This is a genomic window from Mesorhizobium sp. WSM4884 (assembly GCF_029625675.1).
Lineage (GTDB): Bacteria > Pseudomonadota > Alphaproteobacteria > Rhizobiales > Rhizobiaceae > Mesorhizobium.
In genome coordinates this window covers 350,863-370,535 of record NZ_JARTVO010000003.1, presented here as the reverse complement: position 1 = coordinate 370,535, position 19,673 = coordinate 350,863, and the positions used below count along the sequence as shown (strand labels likewise).

Annotated in this window: 24 protein-coding genes; 18 read left to right on the top strand and 6 right to left on the bottom strand. The window is 63.9% G+C overall.

What is annotated here, in order from left to right; all coding sequences use genetic code 11:
* Nucleotides 1-15: 15 nt before the first annotated feature.
* From P9236_RS07075 to P9236_RS07065, 3 genes are all read right to left on the bottom strand, one after another.
* Entirely contained in the window at nucleotides 16-1,539 is a 1,524-nt protein-coding gene (locus tag P9236_RS07075) for a tripartite tricarboxylate transporter permease (RefSeq protein ID WP_278073887.1), read from the bottom strand.
* 4 nt (nucleotides 1,540-1,543) lie between these two features.
* Nucleotides 1,544-2,080 carry a tripartite tricarboxylate transporter TctB family protein gene (locus P9236_RS07070; RefSeq protein WP_278073886.1) on the bottom strand — a complete coding sequence of 179 codons (537 nt, stop codon included), beginning with the start codon at nucleotides 2,078-2,080 and terminating at the stop codon, nucleotides 1,544-1,546.
* Nucleotides 2,081-2,201: 121 nt separating this feature from the next.
* Nucleotides 2,202-3,179: a tripartite tricarboxylate transporter substrate-binding protein gene (locus P9236_RS07065; protein ID WP_278073885.1), complete on the bottom strand. Its 978-nt coding sequence runs from the start codon at nucleotides 3,177-3,179 to the stop codon at nucleotides 2,202-2,204.
* 203 nt (nucleotides 3,180-3,382) lie between these two features.
* Between P9236_RS07065 and P9236_RS07060 the strand changes: the two genes are divergently transcribed.
* The 8 genes from P9236_RS07060 (at nucleotide 3,383) to P9236_RS07025 (ending at nucleotide 9,507) form a co-directional block, all read left to right on the top strand.
* A complete protein-coding gene (locus P9236_RS07060; protein ID WP_278073947.1) occupies nucleotides 3,383-4,135 on the top strand; it encodes an IclR family transcriptional regulator in 753 nt (250 codons plus the stop codon).
* A 209-nt stretch (nucleotides 4,136-4,344) separates the two neighbouring features.
* Nucleotides 4,345-4,668, top strand: coding sequence for a metalloregulator ArsR/SmtB family transcription factor (locus P9236_RS07055; RefSeq protein ID WP_278073884.1), 324 nt, complete (start codon nucleotides 4,345-4,347; stop codon nucleotides 4,666-4,668).
* Nucleotides 4,665-5,075: an SRPBCC domain-containing protein gene (locus tag P9236_RS07050; RefSeq protein WP_278073883.1), complete on the top strand. Its 411-nt coding sequence runs from the start codon at nucleotides 4,665-4,667 to the stop codon at nucleotides 5,073-5,075. Before P9236_RS07055 ends, P9236_RS07050 begins: the two co-directional genes overlap by 4 nt.
* A gap of 77 nt (nucleotides 5,076-5,152) precedes the next feature.
* A complete protein-coding gene (locus P9236_RS07045; RefSeq protein ID WP_278073882.1) occupies nucleotides 5,153-5,545 on the top strand; it encodes a VOC family protein in 393 nt (130 codons plus the stop codon).
* 36 nt (nucleotides 5,546-5,581) lie between these two features.
* The gene (locus P9236_RS07040; protein ID WP_278073881.1) at nucleotides 5,582-5,815 is read left to right on the top strand and encodes a hypothetical protein; all 234 of its coding nucleotides are present in this window, start codon (nucleotides 5,582-5,584) and stop codon (nucleotides 5,813-5,815) included.
* Complete coding sequence (locus P9236_RS07035; RefSeq protein ID WP_278073880.1) at nucleotides 5,815-6,264, top strand: DUF1801 domain-containing protein; 450 nt, start codon at nucleotides 5,815-5,817, stop codon at nucleotides 6,262-6,264. Before P9236_RS07040 ends, P9236_RS07035 begins: the two co-directional genes overlap by 1 nt.
* A gap of 74 nt (nucleotides 6,265-6,338) precedes the next feature.
* The gene (locus P9236_RS07030; protein WP_278073879.1) at nucleotides 6,339-6,737 is read left to right on the top strand and encodes a DUF1801 domain-containing protein; all 399 of its coding nucleotides are present in this window, start codon (nucleotides 6,339-6,341) and stop codon (nucleotides 6,735-6,737) included.
* A 283-nt stretch (nucleotides 6,738-7,020) separates the two neighbouring features.
* Nucleotides 7,021-9,507: an EAL domain-containing protein gene (locus tag P9236_RS07025; RefSeq protein WP_278073878.1), complete on the top strand. Its 2,487-nt coding sequence runs from the start codon at nucleotides 7,021-7,023 to the stop codon at nucleotides 9,505-9,507.
* A 34-nt stretch (nucleotides 9,508-9,541) separates the two neighbouring features.
* Here P9236_RS07025 and P9236_RS07020 read toward each other — a convergent pair whose 3' ends face one another.
* A complete protein-coding gene (locus tag P9236_RS07020) occupies nucleotides 9,542-10,096 on the bottom strand; it encodes a GNAT family N-acetyltransferase (RefSeq protein ID WP_278073877.1) in 555 nt (184 codons plus the stop codon).
* Nucleotides 10,097-10,322: 226 nt separating this feature from the next.
* Here P9236_RS07020 and P9236_RS07015 point away from each other — a divergent pair, with 226 nt between their 5' ends.
* The gene (locus P9236_RS07015) at nucleotides 10,323-10,778 is read left to right on the top strand and encodes a DUF2214 family protein (RefSeq protein ID WP_278073876.1); all 456 of its coding nucleotides are present in this window, start codon (nucleotides 10,323-10,325) and stop codon (nucleotides 10,776-10,778) included.
* Between the two features lie 399 nt (nucleotides 10,779-11,177).
* On the opposite strand, the gene nth is transcribed toward P9236_RS07015, so the two are convergent.
* Entirely contained in the window at nucleotides 11,178-11,984 is an 807-nt protein-coding gene (gene nth, locus P9236_RS07010) for an endonuclease III (protein ID WP_278073875.1), read from the bottom strand.
* A 22-nt stretch (nucleotides 11,985-12,006) separates the two neighbouring features.
* Between nth and P9236_RS07005 the strand changes: the two genes are divergently transcribed.
* Nucleotides 12,007-12,501: a DUF2244 domain-containing protein gene (locus tag P9236_RS07005; protein ID WP_278073874.1), complete on the top strand. Its 495-nt coding sequence runs from the start codon at nucleotides 12,007-12,009 to the stop codon at nucleotides 12,499-12,501.
* A gap of 11 nt (nucleotides 12,502-12,512) precedes the next feature.
* Here P9236_RS07005 and P9236_RS07000 read toward each other — a convergent pair whose 3' ends face one another.
* Nucleotides 12,513-13,328 (bottom strand): class I SAM-dependent methyltransferase, encoded by an 816-nt coding sequence (locus P9236_RS07000; protein ID WP_278073873.1) that lies wholly within the window; start codon nucleotides 13,326-13,328, stop codon nucleotides 12,513-12,515.
* Between the two features lie 128 nt (nucleotides 13,329-13,456).
* Between P9236_RS07000 and P9236_RS06995 the strand changes: the two genes are divergently transcribed.
* The 8 genes from P9236_RS06995 to P9236_RS06960 all read left to right on the top strand — a co-directional run bounded on the left by P9236_RS06995 (nucleotide 13,457) and on the right by P9236_RS06960 (nucleotide 19,635).
* On the top strand, nucleotides 13,457-14,362 hold the full coding sequence (locus tag P9236_RS06995; RefSeq protein WP_278073872.1) for a methylated-DNA--[protein]-cysteine S-methyltransferase: 906 nt from the start codon (nucleotides 13,457-13,459) through the stop codon (nucleotides 14,360-14,362).
* 230 nt (nucleotides 14,363-14,592) lie between these two features.
* Nucleotides 14,593-15,063, top strand: coding sequence for a hypothetical protein (locus P9236_RS06990; RefSeq protein WP_278073871.1), 471 nt, complete (start codon nucleotides 14,593-14,595; stop codon nucleotides 15,061-15,063).
* Between the two features lie 22 nt (nucleotides 15,064-15,085).
* Complete coding sequence (locus tag P9236_RS06985) at nucleotides 15,086-15,478, top strand: hypothetical protein (protein WP_278073870.1); 393 nt, start codon at nucleotides 15,086-15,088, stop codon at nucleotides 15,476-15,478.
* Nucleotides 15,445-15,966, top strand: a complete 522-nt coding sequence (locus tag P9236_RS06980) for a hypothetical protein (protein ID WP_278073869.1) — start codon at nucleotides 15,445-15,447, stop codon at nucleotides 15,964-15,966. Before P9236_RS06985 ends, P9236_RS06980 begins: the two co-directional genes overlap by 34 nt.
* 16 nt (nucleotides 15,967-15,982) lie before the next feature.
* Nucleotides 15,983-16,423, top strand: a complete 441-nt coding sequence (locus P9236_RS06975) for a hypothetical protein (protein WP_278073868.1) — start codon at nucleotides 15,983-15,985, stop codon at nucleotides 16,421-16,423.
* A 143-nt stretch (nucleotides 16,424-16,566) separates the two neighbouring features.
* Nucleotides 16,567-17,469 (top strand): ribokinase, encoded by a 903-nt coding sequence (locus tag P9236_RS06970; RefSeq protein ID WP_278073867.1) that lies wholly within the window; start codon nucleotides 16,567-16,569, stop codon nucleotides 17,467-17,469.
* 5 nt (nucleotides 17,470-17,474) lie between these two features.
* Complete coding sequence (locus P9236_RS06965) at nucleotides 17,475-18,926, top strand: amidase (protein WP_278073866.1); 1,452 nt, start codon at nucleotides 17,475-17,477, stop codon at nucleotides 18,924-18,926.
* Nucleotides 18,927-19,020: 94 nt separating this feature from the next.
* Nucleotides 19,021-19,635: a LysE family translocator gene (locus tag P9236_RS06960; RefSeq protein WP_278073865.1), complete on the top strand. Its 615-nt coding sequence runs from the start codon at nucleotides 19,021-19,023 to the stop codon at nucleotides 19,633-19,635.
* The last annotated feature ends 38 nt before the right edge of the window (nucleotides 19,636-19,673 follow it).

The window sequence follows — 19,673 nt, the reverse complement described above, 5'->3', positions numbered from 1 at the left end:
AATCTTGGCAATCGCTCAGGCATCGCCTGGCACATGCTCCGGCCCGCGCGTGCGCCGGTGCTCGACATAGGCCCAGACATGCGGACCGACGAGACCGATGAAGGCGAGCGTCAAAAGCGTGAGCGACAGCGGGTGCCGGTAGAACACCGTCCAGTCGCCATTGGCGATCGTCATCGCCCGGCGAAACTGCGTCTCGGCGAGCGGCCCGAGGATCATGCCGATGATGACGGGCGCCGTCGGGAAATCGAAGCGCCGCATCAGAAAGCCGGCGATCCCCAGCAGATAGAGAATCACGAGGTCGATCGGCGACTGCGAGATGCCATACGTGCCGACGGTGGCGAACACCAGGATGCCGGCATAGAGCTGCGGCGCCGGGATTTTCAGCAGACGCACCCACAGGCCGATCAGCGGCAGGTTCAGGATGACCAGGATAACGTTAGCAATGAACAGGCTGGCGATCAGACCCCAGACGAGGTTGGCCTGCGTCGTCAACAGAAGCGGCCCGGGATTGATGCCGTAGCTCTGGAAGGCGGACAGCATGATAGCCGCGGTCGCCGAGGTCGGCAGGCCGAGCGTGAGCATCGGCACCAGCACGCCGGCGGCGGACGCGTTGTTGGCGGCTTCCGGCCCGGCGACGCCTTCGATGGCGCCGACCGTGCCGAATTCCTCCTTGTGCTTGGACAGCTTCTTCTCGATCGCGTAGGACAGGAAGGTCGGGATCTCGGCGCCGCCGGCCGGCATGGCGCCGATCGGGAAGCCGATCGCGGCGCCGCGCAGCCACGGCTTCCACGAGCGCGCCCACTCGGAAGCCGTCATGTAGAGCGAGCCCTTCAGCGGCACGATCTCGTCCCTGCCGGCATAGCGGCGCGAGGCCATATAGAGCGTCTCGCCGACCGCGAAGAGGCCGACCGCGACGACGATGACGTCGACGCCGTCGAGCAATTCGCCCATGCCGAAGGTGAAGCGTGGCTGCCCGGTCTGCAGATCGACGCCGATCATGCCGATGACGAAGCCGCCGAACAGGCTGGTGAGCCCCCGCACCGAGGATGAGCCGAGCACCGCCGAAACGGTGATGAAGGCGAGCACCATCAGCGAAAAATACTCGGCCGGCCCGAAGGCCAGCGCGAATTTCACCACGATCGGCGCCAGGAAGGCGACGCCCAGCGTGCCGAGCGTGCCAGCCACGAAAGAGCCGATCGCCGAGGTCGCAAGCGCCGCGCCACCACGCCCCGACCGCGCCATCCGGTTGCCTTCGAGCGCAGTGACGATCGTTGCGCTTTCGCCCGGCGTGTTGAGCAGGATCGAGGTCGTCGAGCCGCCATACATGGCGCCGTAATAGATACCGGCAAACAGGATGAAGGAAGCTTCCGGCGCCACCTGGTAGGTGATCGGCAGGAGCAGCGCGATGGTTAGCGCTGGCCCGAGGCCGGGCAGCACGCCGATCGCGGTTCCGAGCGTCGTGCCGAGCAGGCACCACAAGAGATTGGTCGGCGTGAAGGCGACCGCGAATCCGTGCGCGAGATAACCGAGCGTGTCCATCGCCTCAGCCCTTCCCGATGCCCAACACGGCGTTGATCAACGCATTGAGCTGGTTCTCGATCAGGCCGGCGCCGATGTTGACGCCGAGCGCCCTGGCAAAGCCGAAATAAGCCGCCAGCGCCAGGACCAGGCCAAGCAGCGCGTCGCGCAGCGGATGCCGGCTGCCGAAGCCGAAGCAGACCAGCACGAACATGACGACCGAGGCGGCGGTGAAACCGAGCGGCTGGATGAGCACGAGATTGGCGACGAGCCCAGCGATTACGAAACCCATCGCCTTCCAGTCGGTCGGCGTTTCCTTTTCCTCCTCGGGCTGCCAGCCGCCGCGCAGTGCGGCCAAGATGAGCAGCAGCGACAGGACCACCATGCCGGCCATGGTGATGTAGGGAAAGACCTTCGGACCGACCTTGGAATAGAGCGGCGACACCGGGATCGCCAGGGTCTGCCAGGCAACGGCGCCGGCGCAGGCCAGAAGTCCGATGCCGATCAAGAATTCCGGTATGGCAGGGTGCGGCGGTGACGCCTGCTGTTGGCTGGTGCTCATGATCTCCTCCCCGGATGGCCGGCTTGCAATCGCCGGCATCGCCACAGTTTCACCGCTGCTCGATCATCTGTCCATGCTGTCCGAAGGGGACCCGAGCCCCTTCGGACATCGCGGGCCGGACTCAGGCGAGGCCGAGATCCTTGAGGATGGCGCCGATGCGGGCCGTGTCTTCGGAAACGAATTTTGCGTAGTCGTCGCCGGTCAGCAGGATCGGCGTCCAGTTGCGGTTCTTGCATTCGGTCGCCCAAGCGTCGCTCTTGGCCATGGTCTCGACCAGCTTGATCATCGCCGCCTTGTCTTCGTCGGAAACGCCGGGCGGGGCAAAGACGCCGCGCCAGTTGAACAGCTCGACGTCGATGCCGGCCTCCTTCAGGGTCGGTGCGTCGATGCCTTCCTGGCGCTTGTCGGACGAGATCGCCAGCAGCCTGAGCGCACCCGCCTTGACCTGCTCGGAGAACTCGCCATAGCCGGAAATGCCGGCCGCGACCTGGTTGCCGAGCAGCGCCGACAACGCCTCGCCGCCGCCGGCAAAAGGAACATAGGACAGGTTGGCCGCGGGGACGCCGGCCGTCTTGGCGATCAGGCCGAACAGGATGTGGTCGGAACCGCCGGCAGAGCCGCCGGCCACCGGAACCTTGGTCGGATCCTCTTTGAGCGCGGCGACGAAATCATTAGCCGTCTTGAATGGCGAGGCCGCCGGCACAACCAGCGCCTCGAACTCGCCGGTGAGGCGGGCGATCGGGGTCACTTCGGTCAGGTTATTGGCGGCCTTGTTGGCAATGATGGCGCCGACCATGACCATACCGGCGACCATCAGCGAATTGCCCTTGCCCTCCCACTGATTGACGAATTGCGGCAGGCCGACCGTGCCGCCGGCGCCCCCGACATTGGTGATCTGCGAGCCCGAGATCAGCTTTTCGGAGCGCAGCACCTGGTCGATCGTGCGCGCGGTCTGGTCCCAGCCGCCGCCGGGTGCCGCCGGCACGAAAATCTGGATCTGCGGGGTGTCCTGCGCAAAGGCCGGTGCGAGGTGCAAAGCGGCGAAACCGGCAGCGCCGGCCGCGGCGGTGCTGGTCAAGAATTTGCGTCTGTTCAGCATGGGATTCCTCCAATCACGACACCTCCTCCGGTGCCTTGCCAAGACGTGGCCTGAATTAAGACCCGCATTCGAGTTCAAGCATTTGTTACTGCGTTCTGTCAACGGGAATGCCATTCTGCTGGACAGAACGATGCGGGCCGGATTAAATCCGCATGTCCGGGATCACACCCGGATGGGCGACCGAAGATGAAACCATCACCGAAATGACAGCCACTCCTCCCAGCCCGGCCCAGGCCGATGGCGTTGCGGCCCTCGATCGCGCGATTGCCATCCTCGACGCGTTCACCATCGCCGACCGGTCGCTCGGTCTCGCCGAGATCGCGGCCCGCACCGGCCTCTACAAGAGCACGATTCTGAGGCTGGCCAATTCGCTGATGCGCGGGCAACTGCTGGAGCGTCTGGAGGACGGACGCTATCGCATCGGACCGGCCACCTTCCGGCTTGGCGCGCTCTACCAGCGCTCGGTCGTGGCGATGGATATCCTGCTGCCGATCATGCGCGATCTCTCCGAGCGCAGCTGGGAAAGCGTCGCCTTCTACGTCCGCTCGGGCGACGTGCGCACATGCCTCTACCGGGTCGAGTCCAAGCACCCGATCCGCTATACGATACGCGAAGGCGACGTGCTGCCTTTGCTGGTGGGCTCCGGCGGACGGGTGCTTGCCGCCTTCTCGGGCGAGCAGGGCGAGCCTTACGAGACGATCCGGAAAACCTACAACTACATTTCGATCGGTGATCGCGACCCCCAGACGGCAGGCATATCCGCGCCCGTGTTCGGACCAGGGCGGACATTGGTCGGCGCGCTCACGCTCGCCGGCCCGAGCACGCGGGTCGATGCGGCTTTCCTCACGCGCATGAAGCGCCCGCTGCTCGAAGCTGCCGCCCGTGCCACACGCGCCTTCGGCGAGGATGCCTCGATGCTGGATGAAGCAAGCCGCGACATGGGCGCCGCTGGCTAAAGCGCGTCGCGATCTTTCAGATTCGCTCCAGGCGCTTTAGGTTTCTGATTTTGCGCATGTCTTTACCCCGAAACCGGTTCCCACTTTCGGGAGACATGCTCTAGGTTCGAGAGCGCGCCGGCTCATAGCCAGGCATCCGCTTCCCTGCTTGACTCACACATATCTCATTGGTTATAGATCAATCAATAGCCATTAGGTTATTTATCCAGATGTCGAACGCCCATGATATGCTTTTCCGGACGCTTGCTGATCCGACAAGGCGCGGCATTTTTGAGCGTCTGTGCCGCCAAGGCGAGCAGACGGTTGGCGCGCTCACGGCGCAGGCCGGTGTCTCGCAGCCGGCGGTCTCGAAGCATCTCGGCCTCCTCAAGGAAGCCGGACTGGTGCGCGACCGCCACGAGGGTCGGCAGACCCATTACAGCGCGCAGCTTGCAGCACTGGCGCCGCTGATGGACTGGACCCGTCAGATGGCCGGGTTCTGGGAGAGCCGGTTCGACGATCTCGAGGATCTGCTGAAGAGGATGGATCAATGAACGATATGCCGGCCGGAACGCGCTCCGTCGTCGTTGAGCGCGAGATCCCTTACCCGCCGGAAAAGATCTGGCGGGCGCTGACCCAGCCGCATCTCATCGAGGAGTGGCTGATGAAGAACGACTTCAAGCCGGTCGTAGACCACCGTTTCGAACTCAGCGCGGACTGGGGAGGCGTCGAGTGCCAGGTCCAGGCCGTCGAGCCGTACAAGATGCTGTCCTACACCTGGGACACCAAGGATCTGGAGAGCGTCGTCACCTGGACGCTCACCCCGACGGGCATGGGCACCCATCTGCGCATGGAGCAGACGGGTTTCCGCACCGATCAGCAACCCTACTACCGGGGCGCCACCGTTGGTTGGCAAAGGTTCCTCGCAGCCCTGGAAGAGGTCCTGGCGCGGATCGACTAAAGTCCCGCCGAAAGGATTCAAAAAGCAGAAACCGTTGGCGGGTGGCAACCTGCGGGCGTGAGCAATGGAGAAATGCGATGAAGATCAAGCTGACAAGTGTCTATGTCGACGACCAGGAGAAGGCTCTTGGCTTCTACACGGACGTGTTGGGTTTCGACAAGAAAGCCGATTTCACCAACGGGCCGTTTCGCTGGCTAACGGTCGCCTCGCCCGACGACCCGGACGGCACGGAGCTGCAATTGGCGCTGAATGACAATCCGGCGGCCATGGCCTACCAGCAGGCCATCTTCAAGCAGGGCCAGCCGGCACTCATGCTGTTCACCGACGACATCAAGGACGATCACGAGCGCATCACGGAAAATGGCGGCAGCTTCGCCATGGCGCCGACCGAAGTGACCGGCTCGACGATCGCGCAGCTCAACGACACCTGCGGCAATCTCATCCAGATCACCCAGCTGGCGCGTTGGTAAGCCGGCGTTTCATTCGTTCGGTCAAAGGAGGCAGCATTGGACTGGAGCAAATGGATCAGGCAACTGCATCGCTGGCTGTCGATCATCTTTACCATGACCGTCATGGCCAACTTCGTCGCCATGGCATTGGGCGAGCCTCCGGCCTGGGTGGTCTACTCGCCGCTCCTGCCGCTTTTCCTGCTGCTGTTCAGCGGCCTCTATATGTTCGTGCTGCCCTATGCCGCCAGATGGCGCGGTGGGCCGGCGCGCGAGCGTGTAGGACCGGCCTGATGGCGAAGGCGAAATCGCCGAAGGTTGCCGCTGGGCCCACGGGCGCGAAACCCGTCCTGCTTTCGGGCGGCAACCCGCAGATCGCCAAGGGCTATGGCGATGCCCCCGTGCGGGCCTATATCGCGGCTATGCCAGGGTGGAAGAGCGAGGTCGGCCGCCGGCTCGACCAGCTCATCATGCAGGCCGTTCCCAACGCGCAGAAGGCCGTCAAATGGAACTCGCCGTTTTACGGGATGGAAGGCGAAGGCTGGTTTCTCGGCATCCACTGCTTCACCGGATACATAAAGGTGGCCTTCTTTCGCGGCATGTCGCTGAAGCCCGTGCCGCCCGGCGAATCCAAGAGCAGGGACACGCGCTATTTCCACATCCATGAGGACGACCAGCTCGACGAAGCGCAGTTCCTCTCCTGGGTGAAACAGGCAAGCCAATTGCCTGGCGAACGAATGTAGGCGCATTATCGATCAAGCACGGTTCGCCTGAAGAGCCATCCCGGCAATCCATTTATCCGGCAGAAGAAACACAGATGGAGAAAAGTGGCGTGCAGGAAAGCAAATCTCCTTCCGAGCTCATCGATGGACGCATCGAGGAACTGGGCGATTGGCGGGGTGAGATGCTCGGCCGCCTCCGTGCCCTGATCAAGCAGGCCGATCCAGACGTCAACGAGGAATGGAAGTGGCGCGGGGTGCCGGTTTGGGAGGACGCCGGAATGATCTGTACCGGCGAGACCTACAAGGCAGTCGTCAAGCTGACCTTCGCCAGGGGCGCGGCGCTGCCCGATCCCGAACGGCTCTTCAACTCCAGCCTCGAAGGCAACACAAGGCGCGCCATCGATTTTCGCGAGGGTGAGGAGATCGATGAGGAAGCGCTCAAGGCTCTCGTCCGCGCAGCGGTGGCTCTGAACAAGATAAAATCCAAACGTTGAATCGCTGGGCGCGCCCATTTCGACTTCATTCTGGCGAGAGCAACTCGGCAGGCGACACTGGGGCGGAAATATCCCCATGACGTAGCGTACACCGCCAACCGTTTTGTCGAAGAATTTCGAAAACAAATACTGTCGGAATTTATCGGCTGTTAAACCAGGTACGCTATCTGGATTGGCGTCGCCAATTGCGGGGCAGACATGAGGGGAAGAACATCGTCTCAACCGACGGATGAACCGGTCGGACAGACGCCGACGGGGTCGCGGCAGGCTCTATGGAAATGCGATGAAGCTCTCGTCGACGGATGCCAGCCCTCGTCTCATCGGGCTGGTCTGGCCTTTCATCGTGGTCGTCCTGATCCAGGCCCTGGTGGCCAGCCTCAGCCTCTATACACTATCGGCCGTTCGCGCCTATGTCGGCGGCGAGAGCCAATGGTCGAAGGGGCAGAAGCACGCCATCTATTTGCTCAGCCTCTATGCCGATACCGGCAACGCGGAATATTTCCGCGAATACCGCCAGGCCATCGCCGTGCCGCTCGCCGATCGCTCGGCCAGGCTTGCGCTCGAAAAGACCAACCCTGACACCGAAGCGGCGCGGCTGGGTTTCCTCGGCGGCAACAACCATGCCGACGACGTTGCCGGCCTGATCTGGCTGTTTCGGAATTTCCGTCGCGTCAGCTACCTCGACATCGCCATCCGGCACTGGACGGAGGCCGACGAGATGATCCTCGCCATCGAGAAGCTCGGCGACGATATGCACGGAAGGCTCGAAGAAGGCCCCGCGTCGCAGGCGGAGATCAGCGCCTGGAAAGCCGACATCCACCAGCTCGACCACCAGATCGGACCCTTGTCCAAGGCCTTCTCCGACAGCCTCGGCGAAGGCTCGCGCGTCATCAAGATGGCGCTCACGGCTGCCAACCTCGTCACCGCGGCGCTGCTTATTCTGCTGGCGGTATGGCGCACGCGAAAGCTGATGGCTCAGCGGCAGGCGTTCCGAAGCGCCTTGAACGCCGAGCGCGAGCGCGCGCAGATCACGCTGGCCTCGATCGGCCAGGCCGTCATCAGCACCGATGCGGCCGGGCGGCTGGATTATATGAATGCCGTCGCCGAGCGCTTGCTCGCCTGTCCCCTGGACGCCGCCAAGGGCAAGCCCGTCGCCTCGCTGTTCCGGCTGATCGACAAGGACAGCGGTGTCGAGGAAATCGACCTGATACCGCGCCTCCTGGCCGGCGAGCCGCGCCGTTCCAACGTGCGGCCGCAGCTCCTGGAGCGCCCAGACCGTTCGGTCGTGCCAGTCGCGCTCAACGGTGCGCCGCTCAGCGTCTCCGGCAAGATTGTCGGCGCCGTTCTCGCGTTGCACGACATGACCCGCGAGCAGGACTTCATCGAGCGCCTGTCATGGCAGGCATCGCATGATGCGCTCACCGGTCTCGTCAACCGCCGCGACTTCGAGACCCGGCTGGCAGGCGCGATTTCTGAGCCGCCGGAGAGACCGGGCACGCATGCGCTGATGTATCTCGATCTCGATCAGTTCAAGCTGGTCAACGACACTTGCGGCCATGCGGCCGGCGATCAGCTGCTGCGCCAGATCTCGGTGCTGCTCCTCAATGAGTTGCCCACCGGCGACATACTGGCCAGGCTTGGTGGCGATGAGTTCGGCGTGCTGCTCTTCGATTGCGACACCGGCTGCGCCGTCGCCACGGCGGAACGGCTGCGCGCCACCGTCCAGGATCTGCATTTTTCCTGGGAAGGCCGGCCCTTCAACATCAGCGTCAGCATCGGCATGGTCGAGATCGCTGATTGCGGCATGTCACTGGAGCAAGTGCTGCGCGCCGCCGATGTCGCCTGCTACATGGCGAAGGAAAAAGGGCGCAACCGGGTTCAGCTTCACAGCGACAGCGATACGGCGCTGCGCGAACGCTTCGGCGAGATGGCCTGGGTCCAGCGCCTGCATGCCGCGCTCGACGAGAATCGCTTCAGGCTGCATGCGCAGGAGATCTCGCCGCTGCGTGAGAATGTCGCCGAGGTCGGCGCGCACATCGAAATCTTGCTGAGATTGACCGACGAGGACGGCAACTTCGTCACGCCGCAGAGTTTCATCCCCGCGGCCGAGCGCTACGGGCTGATGCCGGCGATCGACCGCTGGGTGGTGCGCAACACATTCCGAATTCTCGCGGCCAGGCTTGCCGATCCGCGCGCCATGCCGATATCGACCTGCGCCATCAACCTTTCCGGCGCCAGCTTCGGCGACGAGACGTTCCTCGGCTTCATGCGCGAGCAGTTGGCGACCCATGGCATCGCGCCCGGAACGATCTGCCTGGAGATCACCGAGACCAGCGCCATTGCCAACCTGACGGAAGCCATGCGCTTCATCGCCGACCTGCGCGGCTTGGGCTGCCGCTTCGCCCTCGACGATTTCGGCTCTGGTATGTCGTCTTTCGCCTATCTGAAGCACCTGCCGGTCGATTACCTCAAGATCGACGGCGGTTTCGTCAAAGACATGCTGGACGACCGCATCGACCGCGCCATGGTCGAGATGATCCACCATATCGGCAAGGTGACCGGAAAACGCACGATCGCCGAATTCGTCGAAAGCCAGGGTATCATGGAGGCTTTGCGAACGATCGGTGTCGACCACGCGCAGGGTTATGCGATCGCAAGGCCCCAGCCGTTCGACGCGACGACGGCTTTCCGCGGCGGCTGGATCGACGGGGGCGCAAGCGCGGATTCCTGGGAAGGCTTGGCGCAGACGTTGCGCCGCAAGGTCGGTTGAAACGGTCGCCGGCGATTCTTCTTCCGAACCGCTCCTAGCCTGTCGCCCCTCCGGCCTGCCGCTCCAGCAGGATCGTCGGCTTGTCGTGATAGGTGGTCCGCAGTATTTCGCGATAGCCGTTCTTTTCGGCCACCTTGAGCGAAGCGCCGTTGTCGGGATCGATGATGCAGACGGTCCTGGCTCGCCCGAACACCGCGTCTCCCCAGGCGACGATGCGCCCGACGACCTCGCTGGCAAGCCCCTGGCCATGCACGACGGAGGCCAGCGCCCAGCCGGCTTCCGGCACGCCTTCGATCGACGGCTCGATCTCACGCTTGAGATCGTGGAACCCGGCCTCGCCGATGAATCGGCCGGTAGTCTTGTCCTCGATCGCCCAGAACCCATAGCCGAGCAGCGACCACAGCCCGGCATGGCGCAGGAAACGCATCCAGCTTTCCTCGCGGGTGCGCGGCTTGCCGCCGATGAAACGGGTGACTCCGGGATCCGCCCACATCGCGACATAGGTCTCGAAATCATCGAGCCGATGCGGCCGCAGGACGGTCCGCGCCGTCTCGAGGATCGGCACACCAGCTTCCGTTCCAATGCCCATGGCATTCTCCTCCATTGAGGCGGCAGCGCTTAGCAAACCAGCGCGTTCCGGCAAGGGCCAGGATCGCGCCGGGTCATCCTCCAGCGGCGCGGGGAAATCGAGCACGCTCAACTGTCGACGACCGGCTGACATTTCGGCATCTGGGATTCTCGACCGACGATGTTACTCTTTTGACGAAACCGATTCAGCCATATCTCGCGGCGCCGCCCGAACACGGGACTAGACCATGGACACCATCGACCTTCTGCTGGCGATTGCCCATCACCTTCTGGTGTTCTCGCTGGCCGGCATTATCGGCGCCGAGTTCGTGCTGGTGCGTGGCGAGTTGGAGGCGACGACGCTCAAGCGCCTTGCCGGCATCGACCGCCACTACGGCATCATCGCCACGCTGATCGTCGTCGTCGGCATCTGCCGGGTGTTCTTCGGCCTGAAAGGCTGGGAGTTCTACGTCTACAACTGGGTGTTCTGGGCCAAGATGGTCGCCTTCATCATCGTCGGCCTGCTGTCGATCATCCCGACTGTTCGCATCATCGCTTGGAACAGGCAGGCGAGCGGCAATCCCTCCTTCTCGGTGCCGGCTGCTGAACTTGCCTCGGTGAAGAACTACGTCCGCGCCGAAGGCTTCATCTTCCTGCTCATCCCCGTCTTTGCCGCGGCGATGTCGCGTGGCTATGGCTATTAGTTCCTCGATATGGGATTTTGACAGGTTGCAGCCTGTAAAATTTCACGGTTCGTTTCCATGGAATCAGCGCGTCGTTTGAAATTAGCTGAAGCCTCCCAACCTCGTCATCCCAGGGCAAAGCAGGAGCGTAAGCTCCGTCGCGGAGACCCTGGGATCCATGCCGTGAATCCGACCGAAGAGCGCAGCGGAGCAGAATTCCGTACCGCAGCAGCGCTCATGCCTCATGGCATGGATCCTCGGGTCTGCGCGCGTCGCTTCGCTCCTTGCTTCGCCCGAGGATGACGATCGCGACGGGCGTTTCGGCCAATCTCCACGGCATGCGACCTGCCAATACAAACCTGGCCGACCGGTCAAAGTTCCTGTGTTCGGAGGCCAAACCTAGGCCATTCCGGAAATACTCTAAACCTCCGCCGGAAAAGCCTCCTTCAAGGGCGCGATCGGCACCAGCGGCGCCGGCACGGCGGTTGTCTTTTCCTTGGACTTGCAGATGTCGGCGATGACACAGGCCGGGCAGTCTGGCTTGCGCGCCCTGCAGACATAGCGGCCGTGCAGGATCAGCCAATGATGCGCGTGGCGCATATACTCGGCCGGAATCACTTTCAAGAGCCCCTGCTCGACCTGTTCCGGTGTCTTGCCGGGCGCCAGCCCGATCCGGTTGCCGATGCGGAAGATGTGCGTGTCGACCGCCATCGTGTGCTGGCCGAAGGCGACGTTGAGCACGACATTGGCGGTCTTGCGCCCCACGCCCGGCAGCTTGACCAGCTCGTCGCGATCTTCGGGCACCTTACCGGCATGGTCGTCGATCAGCGCCTTCGAGAGCGCGATCACGTTCTTGGCCTTGTTGCGCCACAGCCCGATGGTGCGGATGTAGTCGCCGACCTTGGCCTCGCCGAGCGACAGCATCTTTTGAGGCGTGTCGGCGACCGAAAACAGCGGCTTCGTCGCCTTGTTGACGCCGGCATCGGTCGCCTGCGCCGACAGCACCACCGCGATCAGCAACGTGAAAGGGTTGATGTAGTCGAGCTCGCCCTTCGGCTCGGGCCGCTGCACGGAGAAGCGCCGGAAAATCTCTTGCACCTCGGCGGGAGTGTAGAGCGAGCGCGGTCCGGCGTTGCGGGGCGGCGCCTTTGCTTTCGCGCCATTGCCCGAGGCGGAGGCTGATTGCTTTTTGACGAGCGAGGTATTTTTGGACTTGGGGGGCGCCATTTCCTTCCTATAATATCTTGCCATGAGCGACACAAACGCCTCGTTCGAAGCCGACAAGCCATTCTTCCAAGCCCTGCTGACGCCGCATCGTTCCCTCGGCCGCACCGGCTTTCTGATATTGATGGGCGCGCTGATGTTCGACTGGGCGGTCACCGGCGCGATCTTCCTGGCACATGGCGCTTGGCCGGTCTTCGGCTTCTTCGGGCTCGACGTGGTCGCCGTCTACATCGCCTTCCGCGTCAACTACCGCGCCGCACGCGCTCGCGAGGAAATATCGGTCTCGCGCACCAGCCTCGACATCCGTAAGACGGCGCCGTCGGGCCGCTTCGAGGATCATCGCTTCAACCCGTTCTGGACGCGGTTCTCGATCGCCCGCCATGCCGAAATCGGCATCACCAGAATGGCCGTCGAGGCGCAGGGCAGGAGCGTTTCGATCGGCGGTTTCCTCAACCCGGATGACCGCGAAAGTTTCGCGACGGCCTTTTCGCGCGCGCTGGCGACCGCCAAGGCGCGCTGAGTCAGCGCCCGTCAAAACCTGTATCGCAACAGCCTGCCGATCTTGCGTAGCGCCGGAATGTATTTCCAGAGGCGAACAAACAGTTTCGCGCGCAGACGCATGTGCGCGCCATGCTCCGGCCTGTAGGCCGGAACCTCTTCGACGAACCGCAGCTTCGGAACGGCCCGCTCCAGTTCGCGCGGATCCTCGATCGCCCAGTGGACCTCGGCGCCGGTCGCCTTGACGGCCGGATTGAGGCGAATGAGCGCCAGGCCGAAGCGGCTGTAGGCGTCGAACATCAATTCGCCGCCGACAAGATGCGCAGCGAGCCGTGAGAACAAACGCGGCCCTTCGTCGGCCGCGAGATAAGGCGTCAGCCCTTCCGCCACCACGATCGCCGGGCGATCGCGCGGCACCTCAGCCAGCCAATCCGCCTCAGTCACCGACGAGGCGATGAGGTGATAACGATCCCTGAGCGGGTAAAGCTTTCGCCTGAGCGCGATGACGTCCGGGTAATCGACGTCGAACCAGTCCACGCCTTGCGGCGGATCGACGCGAAAAACGCGGGTGTCGAGCCCGCACCCCAGATGCAGCACGATGGCGTCCGGATTTCTGGCGAGAAAATCCTGGACGCCGACATCCAGCGTCTTGGCCCGGATGGCGAAGCCGATGCCGAGGTTGCCGTCGACCTTGAGCCTGGAAAAATCATAATCGATCTTGCGCACCGCCGCGTCGGCGAAGTGGTCGTTAAGCAGTGAATGGGGCAGCCGGCTCTCCAGCGCCTTGCCGTAGAGTGTCATCAGCAGGGTCTCCCTCGCCCCGGTCAGACTTACCTTTTCGCCGGTCATGATTGTCCCTTCGGTTGCAGCCGACTCTATCTGGGTGCGGGCGAAGGGAAGGCAAGTTTCGGGTGGTGGCGAAGCACGGGAAGACCGATATTCGCGGCCAACGAGATATTGCCATGGGAGATATTGCCATGAACGCCCAGATGACCATGAATACCCGGATGCAACCGTCAGCGATCCTTCAGAACGACATCACCCCCGAAGGCAGCGACTACGAGGTCGTGCGTCGCGCCATCGAGAAGATCAGCCTCGACTACCGCGATCAGCCTTCGCTGGAGGTTCTGGCCGAGGCGGTCGGCGAGACGCCGACCGGCCTGCAGAAACTGTTCACGCGCTGGGCCGGCCTGTCGCCCAAGGCCTTCCTGCAGGCGGTGACCCTCGACCATGCGCGCAGGCTGCTCGATTCCGGCATGCCACTGCTGGAAACCTCGTTCGAGCTCGGCATGTCGGGGCCTGGCCGGTTGCACGACCTTTTCGTCACCCACGAGGCGATGTCGCCCGGCGACTACAAGACTCGCGGCGCCGGCCTCACCATCCGCTACGGCTACCACATCTCGCCCTTCGGCATCGCACTCATCATGGTCACCGACCGTGGGTTGGCCGGCCTTGCTTTCTGCGACGCCGGCGGCGAACGGGCTGCGTTCGCCGACATGTCCGGCCGCTGGCCGAACGCGACCTATGTCGAGGACATGTCGGCCACACAGCCCTACGCCGCGCGCGTCTTCGATCCGACGAAATGGCGCGCCGACCAGCCGCTGCGCGTGGTGATGATCGGCACCGATTTCCAGCTGCGCGTCTGGGAGGCGCTGCTGCGCATCCCGATGGGCAAGGCCTGCACCTATTCCTCGATCGCGGCAAGCATCGGCCATCCCGCCGCAAGCCGCGCGGTGGGTGCGGCGGTCGGCGCCAATCCAATGTCCTTCGTTGTTCCTTGCCACCGTGCCCTCGGCAAATCCGGTGCCCTCACCGGCTACCACTGGGGCCTGACGCGCAAGCGCGCCATCCTTGGCTGGGAGGCGGGGCAGCTGGCATCCTGAACCTCGATTTTTCCGTATGCGGTTGCAAAAAGCGTGGATCGCAATACAAAGAAATGACGCTAAAACAAAATTCCGCAAAAATTGGCAAATGCAACCGGCGACAACCTCTGGTTTCGCCGGTTGCATTTCGGGTCGCTTATTTTATTACTTCATTTAACACTAAATTAACCATGATAAAGGGATGATACCCCTACGTTGAGCCGACCGTTCGGCTCGAAAGAGGGGTCTCGATGAAATTCCTTCGCGCCGCGATGGCCGCAGGCCTGCTGACCGCTTGCGCGGGCCAGACGGCACAGGCCGCCACAGGAAATGTGCTGTTCAACGGCACCATCACCGCCACCTGCACGATCACAATCAATTCCAACGGCACGATGACCGTCAGCAGCAATCTTCAGTCGCTGAGCTCGCACAATGCCGGCGGTTCGGCCGGAAGCGCCCAGGTCGACACCACGGGCGGCGTTACGCTCAGCGTAGACCCGGTCACGTCCACCACCGTGCCTGCCTCGGATACCACCGCCACGACATGGACCCCGACCTTCGCCACCACCGGTGCGCAGACGATTGCGGAAACCGGCACCGCTACCGCGCTGACCGTACCGGGCACATCGACGGTCGCGGTCAACCTTGCCGGCACCAAGAGCGGCACGAACCGCTTCTCCGCCGGCAACTACCAGGCAACCGTGACACTGCGCTGCGAATAGCCTCTCGCGAAAGGAGCGGTCTTTGAGAACGATTGGATACCTGGCGGCGGCGCTGGCCGTCGTGCTGTCCCCCATTTCCGCGACGAGCCAGTCGATGACGCCGATGCGAGGCGAGGTGAGATCCTTCACGGATGCGTTCGCGGTGCGGGTGTTCCCCGGCAACCCGTACGACCAGCGCATTCGCGTCGAAGTCCATGTCTATGACCAGGATTTCCAGCCGGTCGACGCCAAGATCACGCCCAGCGCCTTCCTTCTGGCCGGCCAGGCATCGCGTCCGGTGCTGGTGGTCGTGCCCTTCGACGGCGCGAACGAGCGTAAAGTGCGTATCTGTACCGAGAGTATCCCCTTTCCAAGCGAGCAGACGCAGATAAGGGCACAGATATGCGGAAAGTTCTTCGGACATCGCAGGTCCTGACCCTCTCCCTGCTGTCAGCCTTGGCGGTCGTGAGTCAGGGGTTTGCCGAGGATATCCTGAACCTGAATCAGAACCAGACGGGGTTCAGCTTGCCCGGCGTCAGCCTGCCCCAGGGGCAGGACGAGGTCCATGCCAGCGACGGCACGACCTGCCGCTCAGCCGTTTCCGGCAGCGGCGCCTATCTCGACCTCGGTGTCATCCGGGGCAACAACACCAGCAGCCAGTCGAATAGCGACATCGCCACCTACGGCCGCGTGGTGATCCCGATCGGGCGGACGCCGAAGCGCCTCGATTGCAGCCGCCTCTACGAGCTCGAGGTCGAACGCCTGCAGATGGAGTTGAAACTCCTCAAAATGGGTGTAGGCGCCGACGGCCAGACGGGAAGCGTGGCGCCGGCCGCGCCCCAGGCTGCATCGGCCGGATGGGCCAATGAAGGCTGGACCATCAGAGGCACAAAAGGCAGTGACAAGAAAAAGAAGAAGAAATAGCCGCGCCTTGCTTGCCATGGCAGTGTTGGCCGCCTTTTGCGCGCCCGCGCAGGCCGCGATCGTCGGCACCTGCACCATCGTGGTCGGCAGCTCGGGAACGATGAAGGCAAACCCCTCCATCAACATATTCGGCTCCAAACAAGCGGGCGGGTCGAGCGCCACTGCCACCATCACGGCAAGCTCGCTTCTATGCACGATCCTCAATTTGCTCGACTGCTATTCCGTCTCCGCGCCGGCGCCGATCGCCTTTACATCCGCGCCGAGCGGCGGCGACACCAACGTCACTTTCGACACCGTCTTCCGCCTCGACGGTTCCGGGCTCGATATTCCAGGCAGTTCGCCGCAGCGCGTCACCAATGGAACCCATTCCATCCAGGTCGACCTCACGGCGACGAAATCGCCCGGCGTCTTCCCGGCAGGCAATTATCAGGGCACGGTCACCGTGCGCTGCGAATGATGCTGTGGGCCGGCGGCACGCATAAAGCGACATGATCTGGCAACCGGCCATCTTTGCGGCTAGCCTCGCGCAATCAATTGCGTAAAAGCAAGGCCGGTTCAGCCTTTTGTCGAAGGCCAACCCGCTCCGGCAGGAGGCGTTTCTTGATCATCATCGTCGGCTCGATCAACCTCGACCTGATCGCCAATGTCGACCGCTTGCCGGAACCTGGCGAAACGGTCCGCGGCTCCGGCTTCGCCACCGCACCTGGCGGCAAGGGCGCCAACCAGGCGCTGGCCGCTGCCCGCGCCGGCGCCCAGGTTCGCATGGTGGGCGCCGTCGGCAAGGACAGCTTTGCCGCCGAAGCGCTGGCGCTGCTGAAAGCCGGCAATGTCGACCTTTCCGGCGTCGGCGAGAGCTTCGCCTCCACAGGCACGGCACTGATCTTGGTCGGCGCCGACGGCGAGAACGTGATCGCCGTGGTGCCGGGCGCCAATGATTCGGTAGTTCCAGGCGACATTGCCAAAGCCCATCTGAAAAAAGGCGATGTCGTGCTCCTGCAGCATGAGATCCCGCTGCAGACGGTGGAATCGGCACTCGATGCGGCACGCTCGGCAGGTGCCGTCAGCGTGCTCAACACCGCGCCTTTTCGCGTCGAGGCCGCTAGCTTTCTCGGTAAGGCCGACTATGCCGTCGCCAACGAGACCGAGTTCGACCTCTATGGCAAGGCGCTGGCGCTCTCCGGACGTGATCGGCAGGCGCGGATGCGCGACTATGCGCGAAAGACCGGCCGCGCGATCGTCGTCACGCTCGGCGGCGACGGCGTGCTGGCGGCCACTCCCGACCAGTTCCTCGCCGTGCCGGCGCTGAAGATCACCCCGATCGACACGGTCGGCGCCGGCGACACCTTTTGCGGCTATTTCGGCGCCGGCCTGGCGTCCGGCCTCTCGCTCGAACAGGCGCTTGCGCGCGCTGCGGCGGCCGGCTCGCTCGCCTGCCTGAAGCCGGGCGCGCAACCGGCGATCCCGCTGGCAAAGGACGTCGACGCGGCCTTGGCCGCACGGTGAAAGCGATGCGCCCTGCAACCAAGCATGCCGTGCCGCCGGCCAGCGAGATTTGCCGCCTGTCCGCCCTGGAGCTGGCCGACAGGATGAGGCAACGCGATCTGTCGGTGCGCGAAGTCGTCAGCGCCTTTGTCGACCGCATCGAGGCGGTGAACCCGCTGGTCAACGCCATCGTGTCGCTGCGCGGGCGCGCCGACATCATCGCCGAAGCCGACAGGGCCGATGCCCATCTGGCGCGGGGCGGCGCGGCCGGATCGCTGTTCGGCCTGCCGATCGCCATCAAGGACCTTGCCCAGACCAGGGGCCTGAGGACGACCTTCGGCTCGCCGATCTTCGCCTATTTCGTGCCGCAAGAGGACGATTTCTTCGTCGAGCGTCTTCGCAAGGCGGGCGCCATCATCATCGGCAAGACCAATGTTCCCGAATTCGGGCTTGGTTCCAACACCTACAACAACGTGTTCGGGCCGACGCTCAACGCCTTCGATCCGACGCTTACCGCCGGCGGCTCGAGTGGCGGCGCGGCGGTAGCGCTGGCGCTTGACATGGTGCCGGTCGCCGACGGCAGCGACTTCGGCGGCTCGCTGCGCAACCCGGCCGCCTACAACAACGTCTATGGCTTCCGCCCGTCGCAAGGGCTGGTGCCGGCCGGCCCCGACATCGATGTCTTCCACGCGCAGATGGGCGTCGAAGGGCCGATGGGCCGCAGCGTCGCCGATATCGCGCTGTTGCTCGACGAGCAGGCCGGCTACCACCCGCGTGCGCCGCTCTCGCATGACAAGCAGGGCTCGTTCGTCGAACGTTTGGGGACGAAAGCCCCCGGCGGTCGTATCGCCTGGCTCGGCGATCTTGGCGGCCACCTGCCAATGGAGCCCGGTATCCTTGAGCTTTGCGAAGGCGCGCTGGCCCGCTTCGCCGAGGCATCGTTCCATGCCGAGCCGGTGGTGCCGGATGTCGATTTCGAGGCGCTGTGGCAAGCCTTCGTGACGCTGCGCCAGGCGAGCAGCGGCTGCGCGCTGAAGGCGCACTATGACGATCCGGAAAAACGCAGGCTGCTGAAGCCGGAAGCGGTTTGGGAAGTCGAACAGGCGATCCGCCTCAGCGCACCGCAGGTCCACGCCGCCTCGGTCCGGCGCTCCTCCTGGCACCGCACGCTGCTGTCGTTGTTCGAGCGCTTCGACCTCATCGTCCTGCCGACCGCGCAGGTCTTCCCGTTCGACGTGACCACCCATTGGCCGCGCGAGGTCGCGGGGCGGGCCATGGACAGCTATCACCGCTGGATGCAGGTTTCCGCCTTCGCCACCCTGGGCGGCTGCCCGGCGCTCAACGTGCCGGTCGGCTTCGACGGCAAGGGCAGACCCATGGGCATGCAGTTGATCGGCCGGCCGCGCGGCGACCTCGCCGTGCTCCAGGCCGGCGCCGCCTATGAGGCGACGCTGCCCTGGTCGGCCGGCGCAGTCTGACGGGCGCGCACTGCCGGCCGGCTTGCACCGACGCCAACTCCGTGCATTGATCGCCCTCCGCCCAAGTCGGCGCCTTCCTGTTCGAGGAAAGATCATGTCGCTGGAACTTTACGCCACCTATGTCGTCGCCTGCATCGTCATCGTCCTGGTGCCTGGGCCAACGGTCACACTGATCATCGCCAACAGCATGCGCCACGGCTCGAAGGCCGGTCTCGCCAATGTCGCCGGCACCCAAGCGGGGCTGGCCATCATGATCGCCATAGTCGGCATCGGTCTCAACACGCTGATCGCAGGCATGGGCCACTGGTTCGAGTGGGTCAGGCTGATCGGCGCCGCCTATCTGATCTGGATGGGCGTGCAGATGTTTCGCGCCAAAGGCACACTGAACCCAGACGGATCGGCCAAGAAACCGCGCGGCGGCTTCTTCCTGCAGGGTTTCCTGGTGGCGATCTCCAATCCGAAGACGCTTGTGTTCTTCGGCGCCTTCTTCCCGCAATTCATCGCGCCGCAGGGCAACTACACGCTGCAGATCATGGTCATGGGCCTGACCGCGATGATCTTCGCCGCCCTGTCGGATTCCACCTACGCGCTTGCCGCAGGACGCGCCGGACGCATCCTGTCGGCCAGCCGCGTCAAGCTGATGTCCCGGATCAGCGGCAGCTTCCTGGTCGGCGGCGGGCTGTGGCTGGCGTTCTCGAAGGCGAAGTGAGCGCCTCCCCCTTCTCCCCTTTGTGGGAGAAGGTGGCC

Excerpts from the sequence above, each read along its gene's own strand:
- P9236_RS07075 (WP_278073887.1), bottom strand. The coding sequence starts at position 1,539 with ATGGACACGCTCGGTTATCTCGCGCACGGATTCGCGGTCGCCTTCACG.
- P9236_RS07070 (WP_278073886.1), bottom strand. The coding sequence starts at position 2,080 with ATGAGCACCAGCCAACAGCAGGCGTCACCGCCGCACCCTGCCATACCG.
- P9236_RS07065 (WP_278073885.1), bottom strand. The coding sequence starts at position 3,179 with ATGCTGAACAGACGCAAATTCTTGACCAGCACCGCCGCGGCCGGCGCT.
- P9236_RS07060 (WP_278073947.1), top strand. The coding sequence starts at position 3,383 with ATGACAGCCACTCCTCCCAGCCCGGCCCAGGCCGATGGCGTTGCGGCC.
- P9236_RS07055 (WP_278073884.1), top strand. The coding sequence starts at position 4,345 with ATGTCGAACGCCCATGATATGCTTTTCCGGACGCTTGCTGATCCGACA.
- P9236_RS07050 (WP_278073883.1), top strand. The coding sequence starts at position 4,665 with ATGAACGATATGCCGGCCGGAACGCGCTCCGTCGTCGTTGAGCGCGAG.
- P9236_RS07045 (WP_278073882.1), top strand. The coding sequence starts at position 5,153 with ATGAAGATCAAGCTGACAAGTGTCTATGTCGACGACCAGGAGAAGGCT.
- P9236_RS07035 (WP_278073880.1), top strand. The coding sequence starts at position 5,815 with ATGGCGAAGGCGAAATCGCCGAAGGTTGCCGCTGGGCCCACGGGCGCG.
- P9236_RS07030 (WP_278073879.1), top strand. The coding sequence starts at position 6,339 with ATGGAGAAAAGTGGCGTGCAGGAAAGCAAATCTCCTTCCGAGCTCATC.
- P9236_RS07025 (WP_278073878.1), top strand. The coding sequence starts at position 7,021 with ATGAAGCTCTCGTCGACGGATGCCAGCCCTCGTCTCATCGGGCTGGTC.
- P9236_RS07020 (WP_278073877.1), bottom strand. The coding sequence starts at position 10,096 with ATGGGCATTGGAACGGAAGCTGGTGTGCCGATCCTCGAGACGGCGCGG.
- P9236_RS07015 (WP_278073876.1), top strand. The coding sequence starts at position 10,323 with ATGGACACCATCGACCTTCTGCTGGCGATTGCCCATCACCTTCTGGTG.
- nth (WP_278073875.1), bottom strand. The coding sequence starts at position 11,984 with ATGGCGCCCCCCAAGTCCAAAAATACCTCGCTCGTCAAAAAGCAATCA.
- P9236_RS07005 (WP_278073874.1), top strand. The coding sequence starts at position 12,007 with ATGAGCGACACAAACGCCTCGTTCGAAGCCGACAAGCCATTCTTCCAA.
- P9236_RS07000 (WP_278073873.1), bottom strand. The coding sequence starts at position 13,328 with ATGACCGGCGAAAAGGTAAGTCTGACCGGGGCGAGGGAGACCCTGCTG.
- P9236_RS06995 (WP_278073872.1), top strand. The coding sequence starts at position 13,457 with ATGAACGCCCAGATGACCATGAATACCCGGATGCAACCGTCAGCGATC.
- P9236_RS06990 (WP_278073871.1), top strand. The coding sequence starts at position 14,593 with ATGAAATTCCTTCGCGCCGCGATGGCCGCAGGCCTGCTGACCGCTTGC.
- P9236_RS06980 (WP_278073869.1), top strand. The coding sequence starts at position 15,445 with ATGCGGAAAGTTCTTCGGACATCGCAGGTCCTGACCCTCTCCCTGCTG.
- P9236_RS06975 (WP_278073868.1), top strand. The coding sequence starts at position 15,983 with ATGGCAGTGTTGGCCGCCTTTTGCGCGCCCGCGCAGGCCGCGATCGTC.
- P9236_RS06965 (WP_278073866.1), top strand. The coding sequence starts at position 17,475 with ATGCGCCCTGCAACCAAGCATGCCGTGCCGCCGGCCAGCGAGATTTGC.
- P9236_RS06960 (WP_278073865.1), top strand. The coding sequence starts at position 19,021 with ATGTCGCTGGAACTTTACGCCACCTATGTCGTCGCCTGCATCGTCATC.